Annotated in this window: 17 protein-coding genes and 1 pseudogene; 7 read left to right on the top strand and 11 right to left on the bottom strand. The window is 61.3% G+C overall.

Annotation, left to right across the window (positions count from 1 at the left end; translation table 11 throughout):
• Position 1: 1 nt before the first annotated feature.
• The 6 genes and pseudogenes from IF690_RS01220 to IF690_RS01195 form a co-directional block, all read right to left on the bottom strand.
• Entirely contained in the window at positions 2-781 is a 780-nt protein-coding gene (locus tag IF690_RS01220; RefSeq protein WP_202698521.1) for a phosphocholine cytidylyltransferase family protein, read from the bottom strand.
• On the bottom strand, positions 763-1,413 hold the full coding sequence (locus IF690_RS01215; protein ID WP_202698520.1) for a gamma-glutamyl-gamma-aminobutyrate hydrolase family protein: 651 nt from the start codon (positions 1,411-1,413) through the stop codon (positions 763-765). Before IF690_RS01215 ends, IF690_RS01220 begins: the two co-directional genes overlap by 19 nt.
• Positions 1,413-4,469 carry a PEP/pyruvate-binding domain-containing protein gene (locus IF690_RS01210; RefSeq protein ID WP_202698519.1) on the bottom strand — a complete coding sequence of 1,019 codons (3,057 nt, stop codon included), beginning with the start codon at positions 4,467-4,469 and terminating at the stop codon, positions 1,413-1,415. The genes IF690_RS01215 and IF690_RS01210 overlap by 1 nt, the downstream gene beginning before the upstream one ends.
• A gap of 67 nt (positions 4,470-4,536) precedes the next feature.
• A complete protein-coding gene (locus IF690_RS01205) occupies positions 4,537-6,636 on the bottom strand; it encodes a sulfatase-like hydrolase/transferase (protein ID WP_202698518.1) in 2,100 nt (699 codons plus the stop codon).
• A gap of 197 nt (positions 6,637-6,833) precedes the next feature.
• Positions 6,834-7,048 (bottom strand): annotated as a pseudogene (locus IF690_RS01200) (DOPA 4,5-dioxygenase family protein).
• A gap of 81 nt (positions 7,049-7,129) precedes the next feature.
• Positions 7,130-8,080, bottom strand: a complete 951-nt coding sequence (locus IF690_RS01195) for a choline sulfate utilization transcriptional regulator (protein ID WP_202698517.1) — start codon at positions 8,078-8,080, stop codon at positions 7,130-7,132.
• A 114-nt stretch (positions 8,081-8,194) separates the two neighbouring features.
• Here IF690_RS01195 and betC point away from each other — a divergent pair, with 114 nt between their 5' ends.
• From betC to IF690_RS01180, 3 genes are all read left to right on the top strand, one after another.
• Positions 8,195-9,709: a choline-sulfatase gene (gene betC, locus IF690_RS01190; protein WP_202698516.1), complete on the top strand. Its 1,515-nt coding sequence runs from the start codon at positions 8,195-8,197 to the stop codon at positions 9,707-9,709.
• Positions 9,710-9,724: 15 nt separating this feature from the next.
• Complete coding sequence (choX, locus tag IF690_RS01185) at positions 9,725-10,669, top strand: choline ABC transporter substrate-binding protein (protein WP_202698515.1); 945 nt, start codon at positions 9,725-9,727, stop codon at positions 10,667-10,669.
• A gap of 155 nt (positions 10,670-10,824) precedes the next feature.
• On the top strand, positions 10,825-12,393 hold the full coding sequence (locus IF690_RS01180; protein WP_202698514.1) for a SulP family inorganic anion transporter: 1,569 nt from the start codon (positions 10,825-10,827) through the stop codon (positions 12,391-12,393).
• A gap of 161 nt (positions 12,394-12,554) precedes the next feature.
• Here the strand turns inward: IF690_RS01180 and aroE are convergent, their stop codons facing one another.
• Together aroE and hemF are read right to left on the bottom strand one after the other, a co-directional pair.
• A complete protein-coding gene (aroE, locus tag IF690_RS01175; RefSeq protein WP_023967671.1) occupies positions 12,555-13,376 on the bottom strand; it encodes a shikimate dehydrogenase in 822 nt (273 codons plus the stop codon).
• A 105-nt stretch (positions 13,377-13,481) separates the two neighbouring features.
• Entirely contained in the window at positions 13,482-14,399 is a 918-nt protein-coding gene (hemF, locus tag IF690_RS01170; RefSeq protein ID WP_202698513.1) for an oxygen-dependent coproporphyrinogen oxidase, read from the bottom strand.
• A gap of 167 nt (positions 14,400-14,566) precedes the next feature.
• Here hemF and IF690_RS01165 point away from each other — a divergent pair, with 167 nt between their 5' ends.
• A complete protein-coding gene (locus IF690_RS01165) occupies positions 14,567-15,544 on the top strand; it encodes an NADPH:quinone reductase (RefSeq protein ID WP_202698512.1) in 978 nt (325 codons plus the stop codon).
• 56 nt (positions 15,545-15,600) lie between these two features.
• On the opposite strand, the gene tsaC is transcribed toward IF690_RS01165, so the two are convergent.
• The 3 genes from tsaC to IF690_RS01150 form a co-directional block, all read right to left on the bottom strand.
• Positions 15,601-16,158, bottom strand: a complete 558-nt coding sequence (gene tsaC, locus IF690_RS01160) for an L-threonylcarbamoyladenylate synthase type 1 TsaC (RefSeq protein ID WP_202698511.1) — start codon at positions 16,156-16,158, stop codon at positions 15,601-15,603.
• 54 nt (positions 16,159-16,212) lie between these two features.
• Positions 16,213-17,322 (bottom strand): DNA-processing protein DprA, encoded by a 1,110-nt coding sequence (dprA, locus tag IF690_RS01155; RefSeq protein WP_202698510.1) that lies wholly within the window; start codon positions 17,320-17,322, stop codon positions 16,213-16,215.
• Positions 17,323-17,403: 81 nt separating this feature from the next.
• The gene (locus IF690_RS01150; protein WP_202698509.1) at positions 17,404-18,429 is read right to left on the bottom strand and encodes a LysM peptidoglycan-binding domain-containing protein; all 1,026 of its coding nucleotides are present in this window, start codon (positions 18,427-18,429) and stop codon (positions 17,404-17,406) included.
• Between the two features lie 152 nt (positions 18,430-18,581).
• Between IF690_RS01150 and def the strand changes: the two genes are divergently transcribed.
• From def to rsmB, 3 genes are all read left to right on the top strand, one after another.
• Positions 18,582-19,088, top strand: a complete 507-nt coding sequence (gene def / locus IF690_RS01145) for a peptide deformylase (RefSeq protein WP_202698508.1) — start codon at positions 18,582-18,584, stop codon at positions 19,086-19,088.
• 84 nt (positions 19,089-19,172) lie between these two features.
• A complete protein-coding gene (fmt, locus tag IF690_RS01140; protein WP_202698507.1) occupies positions 19,173-20,132 on the top strand; it encodes a methionyl-tRNA formyltransferase in 960 nt (319 codons plus the stop codon).
• Complete coding sequence (gene rsmB, locus IF690_RS01135) at positions 20,129-21,454, top strand: 16S rRNA (cytosine(967)-C(5))-methyltransferase RsmB (RefSeq protein ID WP_202698506.1); 1,326 nt, start codon at positions 20,129-20,131, stop codon at positions 21,452-21,454. The genes fmt and rsmB overlap by 4 nt, the downstream gene beginning before the upstream one ends.
• Positions 21,455-21,463: the final 9 nt, after the last annotated feature.

Here is a 21,463-nt window from a genome sequence, read left to right as displayed (position 1 = left end):
CTCAGTCCCTAAGCCGAATGAAAGAATCCAGCTGTCCGCTTTTCAGCATCTCATGGTACTGATTCAAATCATCCACGGTATCCACTTCAAGCCAGCCGTTATCGGTGAATGCCGCGCGAGCCGCCCACTGCGTATCAATGAGGTGCTGCAAGAAGGTGGTCATGTACATGTTATCGAAGTCTTTGCCGTCGCGCACAAGCGTACGGTCCATTGCGTGCCACGCATCTTTGAACGCGGCTACATGGTCGCCTCGAACTTTGATCAAGCCCATGTACTGGCCTTGGACTTCGCTGTAGTCGACGGGCTTTTTCCCCAGCTCGGTGATGCAGTCTTCGTTGTCGAGCTTCAAGGTCTCAGCATCGGACAATGGGTCGTCCATGCGGATGCTCCAGAAGCGGCGCCACTGCCTGTCGATGGAGATCGCCAGCGGAGCATCAGTATTGAGCAGGCTTTCCAGCACCGATGGTTCATAAATGATATCGCCATAAGCGATCAACAGGTCTTCACCGTCAACCATCCATTCTTGCGCACAGAACAGCGTGGAGACCATGTTGGTTTCGGCAAAGCGAGAGTTGAGCAGCACCTCAACACCTTGGTCCACGAGGCAGTCGGCACGATAGCCGCCCACCAACGCGATATCCGCCAGGCCTGATGCCTGCAGCACTTCCAGTTGGCGGTGCAACAGCGGACGTCCGTGTAGTTCGACCAGGCACTTTGGTCGATCGTCCGTGAAGGGACGCAAACGGGAGCCCTGGCCTGCCGCTAGGATAATGACGCGCATGGTATGTCCTTGCCTGAAAAAAAATGGCGAATAAGCCTGACATCGTGAATGCCATTATTGGAAGGCCGCTCCGGGTGCCACATGATGGCCATCCAAGGAAGCTGCTGGTGGAGGAACGCTTCGACCGATCCATCATTAGCCCAGACTCGGGCAAGCAAATTGGCTGCCAGATTGTCGGGGTTGAGACCCCAGTTGTGATAACTGTTGACCTCACGGTACTCCGCGAACAACTCGCCCTCGGTGTGAACCGCATGGATGCAGTTCGCATGCCCGGCCACTGGCACCAACCCGCCACCGAGAAAGTGATTCAGCACCTGCATACCACGGCAAACGCCGAGCACCGGCATAGCGGTTTTTTGTGCATGGCGGAGCAGGACGGCCTCGGTCAGGTCTCGCTCTGGTGCACAGTTACTGGCATTGGGCAGATGGGCAAGGTCGTTGCCACCACTCAGTATCAAGCCGGCGACCTCTTGACGCGCCAGCCAGCCCCCAGGGGACGACAAGCCGTTGGGTACCGGTACCAAATCAATCCCCAAACCTTCCATAAGGACCGACCACCGTTGGTCCAGGCAATCTCTGCGTTCAGCGTACCCCGGAACTTGCTCGACCCGTTGCGTGATCGCGATGCGCATCAGCGAATAACCCGGATCATTCGGTTACCGGCGTTCAGCTCCAGGACTTGCGCTGCTGCCAACGTCCGATATCGTGTTTCGCCGACACCTAGTGCCGCCGGCAAGCCAAACTCTGCGGCACGGATCGCCATGTGAGAATTAGCGCCTCCATACATGGTGATCAAGCCCGCAATCTGTCGCCCGAACAGCCAGTCGTAACCCGGATCTGCTTGAGGAATCAACGCTATTTTACCTGCAAGGTTCTGCCCACTCTTACCCTCGCTCAGATCGACACAGGCCCCTCGCACCACGGAGGTACCAACAAAGTTGGGCTGGGTCGTCGGGTGGAGAAAGGCGTTAAAGTCGTCGGCCTTGCATAACAAGGGCGGCAACTCGACCACTTGAGCCAGCTCGTGCAGACTCCTACCCTTGCGCGCCTCATCGAGCAGTTTCGCGCTGATATCGGCGTCGCCCAAGGGTTTATTGCGTAGAGCCATGAGGGTTTCAATATCTATATAGGCCAAATCATCCCGTGACACGCCCAGTGGCTCGGACCAATCCACTAGCACATCGAGTGCCAGGGAAAGGTTGCGGGTAAAGGCGAACTTGGCGTATTCGCGCCCTTCAATAGCCTCCCGCAGGAAAAGTTCCAATGGCTCAGCCCCACAAACAATTCCATGTTCGGTCAAAGCGCCGACGAATCGTTCGCGAGCAGCATGCCAGAGCTGCCCCGTGGCTATCATCGTCGACGATAGCTGCAACGCTGCACTGTCGACGATTGGCTTAAGGTACCGCTCAGGATCCGCTCGATAGCTTAACGAGCTGATGTCATACGTACCGGGGCGCAGATGCCCATAACGCTCAACGAACTCCTCCCAGGCCATATCGCCACTGAAACAGCTGTGGGCATCGTGCGTCAGCCGATGGCTAACGGTTCGAATGGAACCGAGGAAGTCATCCATCTCAGCGTCACTCAGCACTCCGGTGCTGACCGCTGAGCGCAATAGCGTGACAGCAACAAATGCACTGCGGGCCAGGTGAGCAAACGGTAAGGCACCGTAGCGGCGGCAATCGTGCAATAGCATCCAGACCTTATCCAGCGGAGCCATGTCTGCCTGAGCAAGACGTTCGAAGCGCTGCTCCAGCCTATCAATCACTGCCAGGTCGCCACTGTTGCGCGCAATCGCATTCATCGTGATTTCACGTAAGGCATCTTGTAGTGACTCGACTTCCTGCTCAGAGAAGTTGCCTTCGACGATCAGGCGTTGGCGCCAGCGCTCGAAATCGAGGGCAAAACACGTCGGCACTACGTCAAACTCGACCTTGTCGTGCAGGTGCGGATTGCGCTCCAGCCAGGCCAGACAGAAGTCCACCAGACGGCCGGCCAGCGCGTCGTCAAGCGCCTTGGGCATGAAGGAATTGAAACTGGCGCGGATGTCGACGTAAGGATGGCCCGCAAAGGTCACCAGTAGTGGCTGAGGACGCACGTCCCGATAGCCATATTCGGCGCGCTGGGTAGCCCAGGTTTCGTCCATGATCAGGTGACGATAGAGGGTGACCGACAACGGTGTCGGCTTGGTGCCTATGATTTCAGCGGGGTTCCAGTCCGGCATCACTCCAAAGAGTGCACGCTGGCCCACGACAAACGGCGATGCCTGTTGCTGCTGATTGAAATGCTCATGAGCACCGTCCAAAAGCTGGAGGATGTCAGCATCACTGCCATCCCATTTTGAATGGTCAACGGCAATCGGACGCACTTGTAGGATATGCAACCCCGCGTCTGCGGTGATTGCAAACTCCACATCCAGCGAGTCATAACCCAGCAGCGACTCCACTTCTCTCAAGGCAGGGAGCAAACCCTGCATGATCTGGGGAATGTTGGCGGTCTGCGCATGGGCATCACGCCGGATCATCAATGTCTTGTGATCATGGCTGGAGCCGCTGGTAATCGACTCGGTACTACCACTGATATCATCATAATTAACGATGTAATACGGGGCACCGCTGCTGAGGCTGCGAGTAAATACGACACCGCTGGCGAGCACTTTCTCTAGCATCGGCTGGACCAGCACCTGATTGTCTGGATTGGTGTCGCCATAGGACGAGATGACCTGCTCGATCGCCTCGCGCAAATACAATACGTCACGCCCATCGACATTCAGCAAGCTGACATAGGCGCCAGCGTTGGAATTGACAAAGCCGTCCTCGGACAGCGCGCTGCTACGAATCACTAGTCGCTGCTCGGGGAAACTTTGCTGAATCGTATCGATCAATGAGTCTGGGATATCGTGCCACTCTTTGACAGTAAAACTCACCTGATCCTCGATCCGGCTTAGCCGGACCATACGCCGCAAACGCCTGAGGGTTTGTGCCTTCGTACCCAGGACAAAGTGGACAAGATCCTGCGGCTCGTTGAGCTCGGCCCAGTCCCCTTGTACATCCACTGCCTGCACACTCATCCCCTGACAGCGCAAAGCTTCGACAAGATCAGAAAGATGGCCTTTCTGGAAACGCTGCTGCAGATCAACCTTGAATGTTTGCAAATACTTAACGGCGCGCGGGCCGAAATGAACACAGCCAACGAATTCGGCAGATGCGAGGCTGGATGGAATATCCGCTCCCAGACGAGTGATCGACTCCTCGTACAGACAGACCTTTTCGCAACGCTGCAGGTCCAAACGCGTACGTCCAGCATACCGAGTGCGCCATTGGCTATCCACCGCTACGCAGACATCGGCCTGTACCCCCTCCATGGCTTCCACCAGGCTGCGGCGAAATAGGATGTCGGAATAGGAAACCAAGCTCCCAGTCTTGTCGCGAAGATCAACCTGCAAGAACGAGTAGGCCGATTGAGTGACCTGCCAATCGGCATTAATCCAGTAGTTGAAATCCGGATAGCGCTGCTTGACCGAGTCGATCTTGTAGCCACCGACAAAGTGCACATCGGTCATGCGTGAGGCCGTAGCGTGAAGCAGCCAGTCAATCACTCGCGCATGATCCGTAGCACTACGCAACGCTGCGTGTTCATCACCTTGGAAAGGTTTGCCTGCCCCGAGAAAAATTACTACTGATTGCATGAATACTTTCTCACCCTTGCTTGGCCGCAGGAAACATCCAACTCATCAATGCACTTGACATAGGCACCTACCAATTCTGAGCTTCCGAGCTCCAATACCCGAATGCCCAACATTGACGCATCGGATCCACCAACTTTGGTGCGACTTTCATCGCGACCTGACAAGAGTCCGCAGAGCCATGAGCGATCAGCTTGTAATACGCGCCGTCCGATCGATAGAGGTACTGCGGGGCGCCGTCTTTACTGATCAGAGGATCCTGCGGCAGCGCATGGATATAGGTCGGTGCGAGGCCACGAATCCAGTCGTTGGCGGAGCGGCCCCAAACGGTATGCAGGCCATCAAATCCATCGCTCACTGGATAAGCACCGTTGTGTGCCTTGCGATATTTTTCCAAGGCCTTGCGAATTTCGGTCAGGTCACGCACACGCTGTTGATACAGAGCCTCATAGACCGGTTCTTTCAAAGCAATTTTCCCGGTGCTCTCAAGCGCCTTTATGAAGTCCTTCGTCCTGGGCACCACGACCGTCATTTGAGTGTCGTATTCAAATGAGGATTCCGGGCCTTTGACCATATCCATATAGAGCTGCGGGTCACTGTCCTCAGCAGCAGGGTTCAGCAGGTTGATACCAGAGTACTCGTCACAGGCCGGGCCCGCTGGCGCCTGGATGCAGAGTGTCTTGGCCAAGTCACTCAAACTCACCAACTCATTGTTGTAAATAAGCTCGGGGTTATCGCTGACGCGCGGCTTGACCATCAGCATCGGTCGGTAGCGGTTGTAGCCCCAGAGCTTATGGCCGTTAATTTTATCGCCCTCGGGAGCGCTATCAAAATAACTAACAGGCGCACCATGATCGCTTTTAACCACGAGTAATGTCTTATCGTAGACATCAAGCTCTTTCAGCCTATTAACGTAGTCTACTGCCTGTTGCAGTGCACAAGTCGTTTCGCTGATTAACCCATCGTAGTTCTGATTTTTATTGAACCAGTCAGCGCTGTCGCTCCGATAGTTACACTTCTCATCAAAATCAACCGGAAAGTGAGTGTGTAGGAAGTGCATGAACCGAACAACGCGCGAAGCATTGGTAATATGCAACACCTGGGTCAAGGCAACTAACTCATCACTTTGCAGGGTGCTTGCAGCATCCCATACGGAACCTTTATGGGACAACAGCCTTTCCGCTTTGGGATACTTCAGGTATCGCTCCTGAATATCACGAAGCCCTTTTCCCACCCAACCGGCGAGCACAGGAGTGCCAATGCGTGCCGCTATATGAGGATAGAAATTGAGGGCGGTACCGGCTTTTTCTTCATTACTACTTTCCACCAGCGTACCAGGAACAATAGTGTCCGACGGCACGTCATTGAAATAGCTGTACGCACCATAAGTCATCACATTGGAAGATGCATTCTGTTCGCGTGCGATTGAGTTGGCCTTGTTTGAAAGCTTCTGGTCCAGGTCAACCGTCAAGTCCGCCAGTTGCCGAAAATCAATGTTGCCGTAAAGCTCCGAACGAAGCGATGCCGTGGTCGCCGGAGCTAGGGAAACCGTGTTGTCATAAAAGACAAAGTCCTTGAGCGCGGCTTTCAGTTGCGGGTTATCCTCAAGCACCTGCTTAGCAACAACGCCCGGTATCCCGTCAAAACTAAGTACTACCACGTTATCGGTGGCCGACAGCTCAGAAAAGCGTGCCATGGTTGAACCAAAGTTATACAACTTGAAAGCAGCAGGCCCAACAGAGGAGACAAGTAATACCGACAGAAAAACTTTGACAGCAGAACTTAGCTTTGTACAAACCAGCAAGGTCAATACCAGCGAAATAATACCTACCAATATCAGGTTCAATACATTTGCGGGCAACTCTTCAGGGGACTGCATACCCGCCCGACCGGCCAAAGGCAGCAAGAACCCAGCCAGCGATACCCAAAACACGATGAAATATAAAATTCCGGATGCAAGCCAGCGAAATCTGAGAGACTCTAATACAAGGGAAAAAATCAAAAAAACAAGTCCGGCAACGCCGGTAATAATTATGGAAAAAACGAAGAATCCGCTTATACTAAAGTTGATATCCGCACGCGACAAATAAAGTGCATAAACAGGTACCCACAAAAAAATAGTTGATGCAGCCAAAAACGGCAAAGCCAAGCGTTTTAACATGCCAAACATATGATTATTCAGGCCCCTGCGAAATCACTTATACTAATAAAATAAACCTGAAATACTACCAGACCAACCCTGCAATTGCAGCATATTTTCTAACTAACCTCCCTCTGTGTAGTGTTATGAGGTTAGCCAGCGCCATGGAAGTTGCCGATCAAAAAGCCGACAACTTCAGCGGGCGGAACGCCCTCCACCCGGATCGCCTACTCGGCATGGTCCTTAAGGTCATCACCGATATTCGAATACAGGAACACCACCAGCCCGTTGCGATTGAGTACCAACCACGGCAAGACCACGCCGATGTGCTCAAAATCGAACGCCAACTGACAACAGTCCAGAGCGCATCTACCGGACGTTCTAGCACGCGACCCATTTGCAGTGAGAGGTGCTGCGCCGCCTCTTCGCAGAGCTTACGCACTTAGTCGATAGTGCTCACGTCGAAGCAAATGTCGTGGTAACCCTTGATACGTTGCATGACAGATCCCATATCCAGCAGATCCTAGACCGCAATCGAAGGCAGGCCCAGCCCGGTCAGGGATTGCGCGCTGTCGGCCTGCTCGGCCATCAGCCAGTCGAAAAACCGCTGGATCAGCGGCCCGCGGCGTTTGCGCTGGGGCAGGACCACGTAATAGCCGTAGCGGGAGATCAGCGTTTCGCTGATCGGCCGGCACAACAGACCTTGCGCCAACAAGTTATCCACAAGGTGGCGCCAGCCAATGCCCACGCCCTGGCCACCGATCGCTGCCTGGATCAGCAGGGTGTAGTTGTCGAAACGCAGTTGCCCGGGTGTCGGCGGGGTGGCGATTCCCAACTCGCGGAACACGCCGCTCCAGTCGAACCAGTGGCTGCTGTTTTCGCCCTTCAGGTGCAGCAGCGGAAACTCCAGCAGCGACTGGGCGCCCAGCGGTAGCGGCCGCTCCTTGAGCAGCAGCGGGCTGCACACCGGAAACACCTCTTCATTGAACAGCCAGTGGCTTTCCCCCTGCTTGAAACGGCCATCGCCAAACAGCACCGCCACGTCGATATCGGTACGCAGCATGTTGTGGCTGCGCTCGCTGGTGACCAGGCTCACATCCACCTGCGGATTGGCGGCGTGGAAGCGGTGCAGCCGCGGCATCAGCCAGTAGGCGGCAAAAGCAAAGTCGGTGGCCACCTGCAGCACCTCGTGCTGATGCTGGGCGGTGATGGCGCTCAGGCCGCTGTCGATGCTCTGCAAGCCGGCCTGCACCTGTTCGAACAACCGGCTGCCGGCCTCGGTCAGTTCGATGCCACGGTAGATGCGGTCGAACAGCCGGGTGCCGAGCTGTTCCTCCAGCCGCTTGATCTGCTGGCTGATGGCCGGTTGGGTGGTCCCCAGTTCCACCGCCGCGGCGGTAAAGCTGCGCTGGCGTGCCGCCGCCTCGAATACGCGGAACAGGTCCAGGGACAGGTCGCCAAGCGCTTCATACATTAGCTGTGCTTATCCTAGTCATTGCCGTACATGGGCTTTACCGCAAAAGCCGCGGGTTACATGCTCGATCGCAGCACTTTCGCATAACTGCCCACTATGGAATGCCGCGAATACATGAAGCGCAAGCACATTCTTTTCATCATGGCCGATCAGATGGCCGCGCCAATGTTGCCGTTCTACGGTCCATCGCCCATCAAGCTGCCGCACCTGAGCCGCCTCGCCGCCCAGGGTGTGGTGTTCGACGCCGCCTACTGCAACAGCCCGCTGTGCGCGCCCTCGCGTTTCACCCTGGTCAGCGGCCAGTTGCCGAGCAAGATCGGCGCCTATGACAACGCCGCCGACTTCCCCGCCGACGTCCCGACCTACGCCCACTACCTGCGCCGCCTGGGCTATCGCACCGCGCTGTCGGGCAAGATGCATTTCTGCGGCCCGGACCAGTTGCACGGTTACGAAGAACGCCTGACCAGCGATATCTACCCGGCCGACTATGGCTGGGCGGTGAACTGGGACGAGCCGGACGTGCGCCCCAGTTGGTACCACAACATGTCCTCGGTGCTGCAGGCCGGGCCATGCGTGCGCACCAACCAGCTGGATTTCGATGAAGAGGTGGTGTTCAAGGCCCGCCAGTACCTGTTCGATCACGTTCGCGAAGACGGCGACCAGCCGTTCTGCCTGACCGTATCGATGACCCACCCGCACGACCCGTACACCATTCCCAAGGCCTTCTGGGACCTGTACCGCGACGAAGATATTCCGCTGCCGCAGACCCCGGCCCAGGACGCGCTCGACCCGCATTCCCGGCGCCTGCTCAAGGTCTACGACCTGTGGGACAAGCCGCTGCCTGTGGATAAGATTCGCGACGCGCGGCGTGCCTATTTCGGCGCGTGCAGCTATATCGACAGCAACGTCGGCAAACTCCTGGAAACCCTGGAGGAAACCGGGCTGATCGACGACACCATCATTGTCTTTTCCGGCGACCATGGCGACATGCTCGGCGAGCGCGGCCTCTGGTACAAAATGCACTGGTTCGAAATGGCTGCGCGGGTGCCGCTGCTGGTCAGCGCGCCGGGGCAGTTCGCTGCCGGCCGGGTGGGCCAGGCGGTCTCCACCGCCGACCTGCTGCCGACCCTGGTGGAACTGGCCGGTGGCCAACTGCAAGCGGGCCTGGCGCTGGATGGCCGTTCCCTGGTGCCGCACCTGCAAGGGCAGGGCGGGCATGACGAAGTCTTCGGCGAATACATGGCCGAAGGCACCATCAGCCCGCTGATGATGATTCGCCGCGGCCGCTACAAGTTCATCTACAGCGAAGACGATCCGTGCCTGCTGTTCGATGTGGCCAACGACCCGCGTGAGCAGGAAGAACTCAGCCAATCGCCGCAACATCGCCCGCTATTCGATGATTTTCTCCGTGAAGCCCGGGCCAGATGGGATATCCCGGCCATTCACCAACAGGTACTCGCCAGCCAGCGCCGCCGCCGCTTCGTCGCAGGCGCCTTGAGCCTGGGCAAGCTGAAGAGCTGGGACCACCAGCCACTGGTCGACGCCAGCCAGCAATACATGCGCAACCACATCGACCTCGACGATCTGGAGCGCAAGGCTCGTTATCCACAACCCTGCCAAAACCAATAACGTAAGGGGAAGAGCATGCATAGGTTATCCACAGCAGTGACGGCCGCGCTTCTGGCGCTGGGCAGTGCTTCGATCCCGGCCCTGGCTTGGGCCGAACAGGGGTGCGAGACGGTGAAGATGGCCGACCCGGGCTGGAGCGACATCGCCGCCACCAATGCCATCACCGCTTTCCTGCTGGACGGCATGGGCTACAAGGCCAAGATCGATACCCTGGCGGTGCCGATCACCTTCGGCGGGCTCAAGGACGGCCAGGTGGATGTGTTCCTGGGCAACTGGATGCCGGCGCAGCAGGGCTTCTACGACAAGTTCGTGGCCAATGGCGATGTCACCCAGCTGGCGAAGAATCTGGACGGCACCGAGTTCACCCTGGCGGTGCCGGATTACGTCTGGGACGCCGGCGTGCATGACTTTGCCGATCTGAACAAATACGCCGAGCTACACCCAAAAGAAGTCGACAAGAAGCTCTACGGCATCGGTTCCGGGGCCCCGGCCAACCTGTCGTTGCAGGAGATGATCAAGAAGAACGACTTCGACCTCGGCCAGTGGAAGCTGATCGAGTCCAGCGAACAAGCGATGCTCGCCGAAGTCTCGCGGGCGGTGAAAAGGCAGAAGTTCGTCACCTTCCTCGGCTGGACCCCGCACCCGATGAACGTGCAGTTGAAAATGCGCTACCTCAAGGGTGGCGAGAAGTACTTCGGCGACACCGGCAGCGTCTACACCCTGACCCGCAAGGGTTATGCACAGGCCTGCCCGAACGTCGGCAAGCTGCTGGGCAACCTGAGCTTCACCCAGGACATGGAAAACAGCATCATGGCCGAAGTGGTCAGCAAGAAGGTCAGCAACCTGGATGCGGCCAGGGCCTGGATCAAGGCCAACCCGGCAGTGCTGGACAAGTGGCTGGACGGGGTGAAGACCCTCGATGGCAAGGATGCGCTGCCGGCGGTGCAGGCCCGGCTATAGGCAGGCCCGGCCCTATCGCGAGCAAGCTCGCTCCTACAGAGAATTGAATGATCCATGTAGGAGCGAGCTTGCTCGCGAAAAGATCTCACCCCTTGCACCACGTCAACTGACACTCCACCCTGACGCCTTTCGCCACATCCCACCCGCGAGGACCCATGGCCTGGCCCAATCGCCATTCACTCTTGCCCTTCCTGAGCTGGCTGCCCCGGCAGACCCGCGCCAGCGTCGGGCGCGACCTGCTGGTGGGCCTGAGCGGCGCCATCCTCGCCCTGCCGCAATCCATCGCCTATGCCCTGATCGCCGGCCTGCCGCCGGAATACGGCTTGTATGCCGCCGTCGTCCCGGTGTTGATCGCCTGCCTCTGGGGTTCTTCCTGGCACCTGATCTGTGGCCCGACCGCGGCGATCTCCATCGTCCTCTACGCCAGCGTCAGCCCCCTGGCGGTGCCGGCATCCCAGGACTACATCACCCTGATCCTGCTGCTGACCCTGCTCGCTGGCGTGTTCCAGTGGCTATTGGGGTTGCTGCGCTTCGGCGCACTGGTGAATTTCGTGTCCCACTCGGTGGTACTCGGCTTCACCCTCGGCGCCGCGGTGGTGATCGCCCTGGGGCAGTTGCCCAACCTGCTGGGCCTGGACTTGCCGAGCGAGGCCATAGCGCTGAACAGCCTGACCTCGCTGTTCGCCCATCTCGATGCCGTGGATAAACCCTCGCTGATTCTTGGCCTGGGCACGCTGATCGTCGGCCTGGCCCTGAAACTGCTGGTGCCGCGCTGGCCCTCGTTGCTGATCAGCCTGATCCTCAGCGCTCTGGCGGTGTGGCTGTGGCCGGCGCTGTTCGGCCAGGTGAAGCTGGTCAGCACCTTTACCGGCCGGCTGCCGCCGTTCAGCCCGCTGCCGCTGGACCTGGACATGATCCTGCGCCTGCTGCCCAGCGCCGTGGCGGTGGGCATGCTGGGGCTGGTGACCAGCCTGTCGATCGCCCGCTCGCTGTCGGCGCGCTCCGAGCAACTGCTCGATGCCAACCAGGAAGTCCGCGCCCAAGGCCTGTCGAACATCGTTGGCGCGTTCTTCTCCGGCTATCTGTCGTCCGGCTCCTTTACCCGCTCCGGCCTGAGCTACGAAGCCGGCGCCTGTTCGCCCCTGGCGGGAGTGTTCTCGGCGCTATGGGTGGCCCTGTTCGCCGTGACCGGCGCGGCGCTGATCGCCCATATCCCGATCCCGGCCATGGCCGGGAGCATCCTGCTGATCTGCTGGGGGCTGGTGGACCATCGCGGCATTCGCGCGCTGTTCCGGGTCAGCCGCGCCGAGTTCGCGGTGATGAGCCTGACCTGTGTCGCCACCTTGCTCCTGGAGTTGCAGACGGCGATCTATGCCGGGGTCCTGGCGTCGCTGTTCTTCTACCTCAAGCGCACCTCGCAACCGCGCGTGCAGCATGGGCGCGAAGGCGACGAGGACATTCTGCGGGTCGGCGGCTCGATCTTTTTCGGCGCCAGCCATTACCTGCAAGTGCGCATGCAGCGCTGCCATGCGCCGCGCCTGGTGATCGACGCCCGGCAGATCAACTTCATCGACTATTCCGGGGTGGCCATGCTGCACCAGGAAGCCCGCCGCCTGCTGCGGCAGAACCGCAGCCTGACCCTGCGCCGCGCGCGCGCCTCGGTGATCGAAGAATTACACAAGCTCGAAGGCGCGGAACGGTGCCCGATCCGGTTTGAGGATTGATCACTCATTCATTGGCCCTCCACCCCGACAGGCCTACCTTAGGACATACAAGCGAGCTTGCTCGCGATCGCCGCGAAGCGGTGGTATGTCAGCCACTGCGCATCATCGTTGACGTTCATCGCGAGCAAGCTCGCTCCTACAACAGAGAAAGAGGCACGAGGTCAGAGCGCCAGCTGGCGCCGTAGCTCCGCCAGCACTGGCGCGGTGTCCGGGCGCACGCCGCGCCACAGGAAGAAGGCTTCCGCCGCCTGTTCGGCGAGCATGCCCAGGCCATCCATGGAAATCGCCGCACCGTATTGGCTGGCCCAGCGACAGAAGGCGGTCGGCTCCTTGCCATACATCATGTCGTAGCACACCGTCTTGCCCGGCTCGATCAGGCTGGCGGCGATCGGTGGCACGTCGCCGGTGAGGCTGGCCGAGGTGGCGTTGACGATCAGGTCAACCGGCTCGCGCAACCAGTCGAAACCACTGGCCGACACCGGCCCCAGGTCGCTGAACAGCTCAGCCAGCAGCTCGGCCTTTTCCACCGTGCGGTTGGCGATGATCACCGACGCCGGCTGCTCCGCCAGCAGCGGCTCCAGCGCACCGCGCACCGCGCCACCGGCCCCCAGCAGCAGAATGCGCTTGCCCTTGAGGCTGAAGCCGGCGTTGACCGTCAGGTCGCGCACCAGGCCGGCGCCGTCGGTGTTGTCGCCCAGCAGGCTGCCATCGGCGAGTTTGCTCAAGGTGTTCACCGCGCCGGCGCGCTGGGCGCGGGCGGTCAGGCTGTCGGCCAGGCGGTAGGCGTCTTCCTTGAACGGCACCGTGACATTGGCGCCACGTCCGTCCACGAAGAAGGCGCGGGCACAGCCGGCGAAATCGTCGAGGGGCGCCAGCAGGGTGGTGTAGACCAACCGCTGCGCCGTCTGCTCGGCGAACAGCCGATGAATCAGCGGCGACTTGCTGTGGCCGATCGGGTTACCAAAAACGACGTACTGATCCATCCAATAACACCCTCATGCACATCCCTGTAAGGAGCCAGTTGGCTGGCGACAGGAGCGCTGTTCTGTTCCATTATCGTCCAGCGCCGGCCAGCCGGCTGCAACGCTTTACGCAGAACCCGCCAGCCAGTCGCGGTCCTGCAGGAAATATTCGGTCAGGCGCGCTTCTTCGCTGCCCGGTTCGGCTTTCCAGTCGTAGCCCCAGCGCACCTGCGGCGGCAGGGACATGAGGATCGACTCGGTACGCCCGCCCGATTGCAGGCCGAACAAGGTGCCGCGATCGTAGACCAGGTTGAACTCGACATAGCGACCGCGACGGTATTCCTGGAACTCGCGCTGCTTCTCGGTATAAGCCAAGGCCTTGCGGCGTTGGACGATCGGCAGGTAGGCCTCGAGGTAGGCGTCGCCGATGGCGCGCATGAAGGCGAAGCTGGTGTCGAAGTCCCACTCGTTGAGGTCGTCGAAGAACAGGCCGCCGATACCGCGCGGTTCGTTGCGATGCTTGATGTGGAAGTAGCTGTCGCACCAGGCCTTGTAGCGCGGGTAGACGTCCGGGCCAAACGGCGCGCAGGCCTTTTCGGCGACGCGGTGCCAGTGCACGCAGTCATCGATGTTGGCGTAGTAGGGGGTCAGGTCGAAACCGCCGCCGAACCACCAGACCGGCTCTTCGCCTGCTTTTTCGGCGATGAAGAACCGTACGTTGGCGTGGGAAGTCGGCACATGGGGGTTGTGCGGGTGGATCACCAGCGACACGCCCAGCGCCTCGAAGCCGCGGCCGGCCAGTTCGGGCCGGTGGGCGCTGGCCGAGGGCGGCAGGCCGCTGCCGAACACGTGGGAAAAGTTGACGCCGCCTTTCTCGATCACCGTACCGTTGGCAATCACCCGGGTGCGCCCGCCACCGCCGGCCGGGCGGGTCCAGGCATCTTCGACGAAGCGCGTACCGCCGTCTTCGGCTTCCAGGGCAGCGCAAATACGGTCTTGCAGGTCGAGCAGGTAGGCTTTTACGGCCTCGGTGCGGGTAGTCATGGCATCACCTTGAATCGGGCAAAGCTACGCGGCGCCAGGGATACAGCAGGGGCCTGCGCAAATGGGCGCGTAGCATAACACTGCGTGGGGGCCGGTCGCAGTTGACGGCGGTCAAGCATAGGAGTCCGATAAGGCACTTTCGCGACACGACCGAGGAGAGATTGCAGATGGCCAAACGTATCCAGTTCCGGGCCCATGGCGGCCCGGAAGTACTCGAGTATGTGGATTACCAACCCGCAGAACCGGGCCCGCAACAGGTCCGCGTGAGCAACAGGGCCATCGGCCTGAACTTCATCGACACCTACTACCGCAGCGGTCTCTACGTGCCACCGGCCTTGCCATCGGGCCTGGGCGCCGAAGGGGCCGGGGTGGTCGAGGCGGTGGGCAGCGCCGTGACCCGCTTCAAGGTCGGCGATCGCGTGGCCTATGGCAGCGGCCCGCTGGGCGCCTACAGCGAGCTGCATGTACTGCCCGCGGACAATCTGGTGCGCCTGCCGGACAGCATCAGCTTCGAACAGGCGGCCGGGGGGATGCTCAAGGGCCTGACCGTGCAGTACCTGCTGCGCCAGACCTACGAGCTCAAGGACGGCGAAACCGTGCTGTTCCACGCGGCTGCCGGCGGTGTCGGGCTGCTCGCCTGCCAGTGGGCCAAGGCCCTGGGCGTGAAACTGATCGGTACCGTCAGCTCACCGGAAAAAGCCGCGCTGGCGAAATCCCTCGGCGCCTGGGAAACCATCGACTACAGCCATGAAGACGTGGCCAAGCGCGTGCTGGAGCTGACCAACGGCAAAAAATGCCCGGTGGTCTATGACGGCGTGGGCAAGGATACCTGGCTGACCTCGCTGGACTGCCTGCAGCCACGGGGCCTGATGGTCAGCTTCGGCAACGCCTCGGGCGCGGTGGAGGGGGTCAACCTGGGGATCCTGGCGGCCAAGGGCTCGCTGTACGTCACCCGTCCGACCCTGGGCACCTACGCCAACAACGCCGAAAACCTGCAAGCCATGGCCGACGATCTGTTCGGCATGATTACCAGCGGCAAGCTGAAGATCGAGATCGGCCAGCGTTATCCACTGGCGGAAGCGGCGAAGGCGCAGGCCGAACTGGCGGCGCGCCGCACCACGGGGTCGACCATTCTGTTGCCTTGAAATGCATCGCGGGCGGGCGGCGATCCGACTTGCCCGCGATAAAGGATGACGCGCTGTCAGGCCGGACGCACGATCTTGCCGGTCACCAGGTCGCGGATCAGGCTCGGGTTCTTGCGCCCACCCAGGCTGCCGCCCAGGACCATGTCCAGTTGCCCACGGAAATACTGCTCAATGCGAATCCGCGTGCGGGCGGCCGGGCGACCCTGGGGATTGGCCGAGGTGGAAATCAGCGGCCCCACCAACGCGCACAACTCGCGCACCAGCGGATGATCGCTGACCCGCAAGGCCACGGTGTCATGGACCCCGGTGACCCATTCCGGCAACAGGTTCTGATGGGGCACCAGCCAGGTGTTCGGCCCCGGCCAGGTACTGGCCATGCGATCGAGCCATTCCTGGGGGAAGTCCTCGAAGAGAAAATCGAACTGGCGGATGTTGTCGGCGATCAGGATCAGGCCCTTGTCCACGGAGCGCGACTTGATGGCCAACAACCGATCCACCGCCTCTTCGTTCCACGGGTCGCACCCCAACCCCCAGACTGCTTCGGTTGGGTAGGCAATCACCGCCCCTGCGCGAATTTCTCGTGCGGCTTGTTGCACACGCCAACTGCTGACCATTGCTGACTCTCCGGATTAAGGCTGTGCGCAGTTTACCGATCCTGCCTATAAAGCCTAGCCTTTTGCCCGGGCATACCAGCAGCCGGCTTCGCATACCGCATGGCCCTCCAGCTCCAGTTCGGTGAGTGCCGCCAGCACCCTGGACAGGCTCCAGCCACTGGCCTCGACCAGGCCCTCGCGGGTCTGCGGCGCGGCGTGCAACAGCGCCAGCAACGGATGAGCGGGCGCGGCCGTTGGCGGGGCTGTGGATAACGGCAACCGTTGCCAGCCACGCAGGGCTTCGAGGATATGTTCGATGGTTTCCACCAGTACCGCGCCATCGCGAATCAGTTGATGACAGCCCCGGGCCCCGGGATGATGGATCGACCCGGGTATCGCATACACCTCGCGGCCTTGCTCGGCGGCGAGCCGGGCGGTGATCAGCGAACCACTGGCGACGCTGGCCTCCACCACCAATACGCCAAGGGACAGGCCGCTGATGATCCGGTTGCGCCGGGGAAAGTGGCTGGCGTGGGGGCCAGTCTCCAGCGGGAACTCGGAAACCACCGCGCTGCCCTGGGCGATCATCGCCTCGGCCAGGCGCCGGTTGCGCTGTGGATAAAATTTTTCCAGGCCAGTGCCCAGCACGCCGACGGTCTGCCCGCCGACCTCCAGCGCGGCCTGGTGCGCCGCACCATCGATCCCCAGCGCCAAGCCGCTGGTGATGACAAAACCGGCCGCGGCCAGGCTGCGGGAAAAGGCCGTGGCGGTGTCCATTCCTGGCCTCGAAGCGCGACGGCTGCCGACCACCGCCAACTGCGGTTTTTCCAGAATCCTTGGATCGCCGGCGACAAACAGCAGCGGCGGCGCATCGGCGATTTCACTCAGCAATGGCGGGTAGTCCGGCTGGTCCCACATCAGTAAATGCTGGCCCGGGCGCTCCAGCCAGGCCAATGCACGGCTGGCACCATCACGCACTTCGGCGTTGCGCCGGGCCTCGGCCGCGCCCGCCGGCAGGCCCAACGCACGCCAGGCACTGGCCGGCGCGCTGATGGCCTTGGAGGCCGAACCGAAGGCTTCGAGCAGCAACTGAAAACGCTTCGGACCGAGGTCCGGCAAGCGATGCAAACGTAGACGGGCTTCCAGTTCCGCGGGGGAAACCGGAGCCTGGGCAGGCAGTGACATGGGATCATCCTTGATCGTTATAAGCCCGGCTGAAGCAGGAATAAGCTGTGGATAACTCTGTTGGTAACTTGTTGAGGGTTTTTACGGGTTACGCACCTTGTCCATGATCGCCAGGGAGCGGGAAGCGTTGAGCACCAGGCCGTAGCTGAGCTTGTCGTAGGTGCGGAAAACCATCAGCAGACCGGCCCGCTCATCCGGCATCTTCAGCTGGCCGCCGGCCACCCGATCGCGCACGGTTTCACCGGTTTTCAGCACCGCCAGCACATTGCCTTCAGCCAGGCCATCGCGCCGCCCCTTGTTCAGCGTTACCACGTCCAGCGCACCGATCTGGGTGACGCCCCGTGGCACGTCGATGATCAGGCCCTCGACCGCCCGGCTCGGCGGGCTGGGAACAAAGGTCGAGTTGATGGTCCGCGGCTCGCCGCTGAACAAACGGTCGCCCAGGCGCACCTCCTGGGTGGTGCGCTGCAATTGCAGGGTAGCGATATCGCCCTCGACCGCGACCACCTCGCCGCCGCCAATCTCGTCGGCATTGATCCCCAGCATTTCGCCGCTCTGCGGGTCGGTGTAGGTCTTGCCCTGGCGGAAGATGCCGTAGGCCGATTGTTCCGGGTCGAAGCGGCCGCGCGCGAAGATCCGGTCGCCGGTGCCGCTGAGCACCCGTTCGGCATCGCCGGCGACTATGTAGGGCGCGCTATCGAAGGTCTCGGCCCGGTCGAGGATGCGGTTGCTCAGCAGAAAGCTGTCGATGGCCTGCAGTGGGATGGTCGGGATCGCCTCGGCCAGCGGCGTGCGGCGCACCTGGGGCGACAACTTGACTGTGCCCCGGGAAGCGCCGCGCTCCAGGGTCAGGCGTGGCTCGCCATTGACCCGTACCAGCGCCAGGGAGTCGCCGGGGTAGATCAGGTCGGGGTCGGCAAGGCTGGAGTTGGCTTGCCAGAGCGCCGGCCATTGCCAGGGATCGCGCAGAAAGCGGTTGGCGATGCTCCACAAGGTATCGCCCGCCACCACGGTGTAGCGCTGTGGATAACCCTCCCGGAGCGGCACCTGCGCCTGGCCGAAACCGGCCCAGCCCACGAGCAGCAAGGCGAGTAGTGATTTCCTCATGCGGTGAATCCCTTTATTATGTGTACTCGCGTGAAACGCCAGCGCCTGTGCGCTCCCTGCTCCTGATCGAGCACGTTTTACAACGGTTGCCCTTCCAGAACCCGCAAGGCCTCCGACTCCGAACTTACTTCACACGTGTAGCAATTACGCTTATGGCCATTTTAAACATCCTCGAATTCCCCGACTCGCGCCTGCGCACTATCGCCAAACCAGTGGCCGTAGTGGACGACGAAGTGCGTCAGTTGGTCGACGACATGTTTGAAACAATGTATGAGGCGCCCGGCATCGGCCTGGCCGCTACCCAGGTCAACGTGCACAAGCGCATCGTGGTCATGGACCTGTCCGAAGACCGCAGCGAGCCACGGGTGTTCATCAACCCCGAGTTCGAAGCGCTCACCGACGAAATGGGCCAGTACCAGGAAGGCTGCCTGTCGGTACCGGGCTTCTACGAGAACGTCGATCGTCCGCAACGCGTGAAAATCAAGGCCCAGGACCGTGACGGCGAGCCTTACGAACTGATCGCCGAAGGCCTGCTCGCGGTGTGCATCCAGCACGAATGCGACCACCTCAACGGCAAATTGTTCGTCGATTACCTGTCCACGCTCAAACGCGACCGGATCAAGAAGAAACTGGAAAAGCAGCATCGCCAACAGGCTTGATGACCGTCTTGCAAAGGCTTGCCACGGCAAGCCTTTTTCTTTTCCGCATGTTTACTACCGAGCTGTTTATTACCGAGAACTCCCATGACTGAGCCACTGCGCATCGTCTTTGCCGGCACCCCGGAATTTGCCGCCGAACACCTCAAGGCCCTGCTCGACAGTCCCTACGAGATCGTCGCGGTCTACACCCAGCCGGATCGGCCGGCAGGGCGCGGGCAAAAGCTGATGCCGAGCCCGGTCAAGCAGTTGGCGCTGGAGCACGACATCCCCGTGCTGCAGCCGCCAACCCTGCGCAACCCGGAGGCCCAGGCCGAACTGGCGGCCCTCGCGCCGGACCTGATGGTGGTGGTCGCCTACGGCCTGATCCTGCCGCAAGCGGTGTTGGATATTCCGCGCCTGGGCTGCATCAACAGCCACGCTTCGCTGCTGCCACGCTGGCGCGGGGCGGCGCCGATCCAGCGCGCCGTGGAAGCCGGCGACGCCGAGAGCGGCGTGACCGTGATGCGCATGGAAGCCGGCCTGGACACCGGGCCGATGCTGCTCAAGGTCCGCACCCCGATCAGCGCCACCGACACCGGCGGCAGCCTGCATGACCGTCTCGCCGAAATGGGCCCGCCAGCCGTGGTGCAGGCCATCGCCGGCCTCGCCGCCGAAACCCTGCAAGGTGAAGTGCAGGACGACAGCCTGGCCACCTACGCCCACAAGCTGAACAAGGACGAAGCGCGGATCGACTGGAACCGCCCGGCGCTGGAGCTGGAGCGCCTGGTGCGGGCCTTCAATCCCTGGCCGATCTGCCACAGCACACTGAATGGCGAAGCCCTGAAAGTGCTGGCCGCCAGCCTTGCCGAAGGCAAGGGCGCGCCGGGGGCCATCCTCGGCGCCAGCAAGGACGGCCTGCTCGTCGCCTGCGGTGAGCAGGCACTGTGCCTGACCCGCCTGCAATTGCCCGGCGGCAAGGCGCTGAACTTCAGCGACCTGTTCAACAGCCGGCGCGAGAAATTCGCCATCGGCACCGTACTCGGACAAGCGGTGGACGCCCAATGAACCCGCGTCTGGCCGCGGCCAAGGCCCTGACCTCGGTCCTCAACGGCAAAGCCTCGCTCAACAGCTCGCTGCCAACCCTGCTGGACAAGGTCGAAGCGCGCGATCGCGGCTTCACCCAGGACCTGGCTTTCGGCACCGCGCGCTGGCAGCCACGGCTGGCGGCGCTGGCGGCCAAGCTGTTGCAGAAGCCGTTCAAGGCGGCCGATGCCGACGTCGAGGCGCTGCTGCTGGTGGGCCTCTATCAGTTGCTCTACACCCGCGTCCCGGCGCATGCCGCCATCGGCGAAACCGTGGGCTGCGCCGACAAGCTGAAAAAACCCTGGGCCAAGGCACTGATCAACGCGGTGCTGCGCCGCGCCCAACGCGAGAGCGAAGCCCTGTTCGCCGAGCTGGAGCGCGACCCGGTGGTGCGTACCGCCCATCCGCGCTGGCTGCAGAAATCCCTCAAGGCGTTCTGGCCCGAGCAGTGGGAAGCCATCTGCGCCGCCAACAACGCCCATCCGCCGATGATCCTGCGGGTCAACCGTCGCCACCACTCCCGCACCGCCTACCTGCAACTGCTGGGCGAAGCCGGCGTCGCCGCCAAGCCTTGCGTCTACAGCCAGGACGGCATCGTCCTCGATGAAGCCGCCGACGTGCGCAGCCTGCCGGGCTTCGCCGAAGGCTGGATCAGCGTGCAGGACGAAGCCGCGCAACTGGCCGCCGAACTGCTGGAGCTGGCACCGGGGCAACGGGTGCTGGACGCCTGCTGCGCACCTGGCGGCAAGACCTGCCACATCCTCGAAGTCGAGCCCGCGCTGGCCGGCGTGGTGGCGGTGGACCTGGAAGCCAAGCGTCTGGTGCGTGTCCAGGAGAACCTCGATCGCCTGAACCTTCGCGCCGAGCTGATCGCCGCCGACGGCCGCGACACCGCCGCGTGGTGGGACGGCAAACCGTTCCAGCGCATCCTGCTGGACGCGCCGTGTTCGGCCACCGGGGTGATCCGTCGCCACCCGGATATCAAGCTCACCCGTCAGGCCGACGACATCGCCGCCCTGGCCACCCTGCAAGGCGAACTGCTGGACGCCATGTGGTCGACCCTGGAAGTCGGCGGCATCCTGCTGTACGCCACCTGCTCGACCTTGCCGACCGAAAACACTGAGGTGATCGAGGCTTTCCTGGCCCGGACCCCGGGCGCTCGCGAACTGGACATCGCCGGGCAACCGGGCCAGCCTCCGGCCGGTGTGAAGCAGCCTCATGGTCGCCAACTGCTGGCGCAAGAGGGCGGCCACGACGGGTTCTACTACGCCAAGCTAATCAAGATTGCCGCCGCGCGCGGTTAAGTAAAGGTT

Origin of the sequence: Pseudomonas sp. SK3(2021) (assembly GCF_016772375.1) — a bacterium.
GTDB lineage: Bacteria > Pseudomonadota > Gammaproteobacteria > Pseudomonadales > Pseudomonadaceae > Aquipseudomonas > Aquipseudomonas chlororaphis_I.
This window is presented reverse-complemented; position numbering and strand designations above follow the sequence as displayed.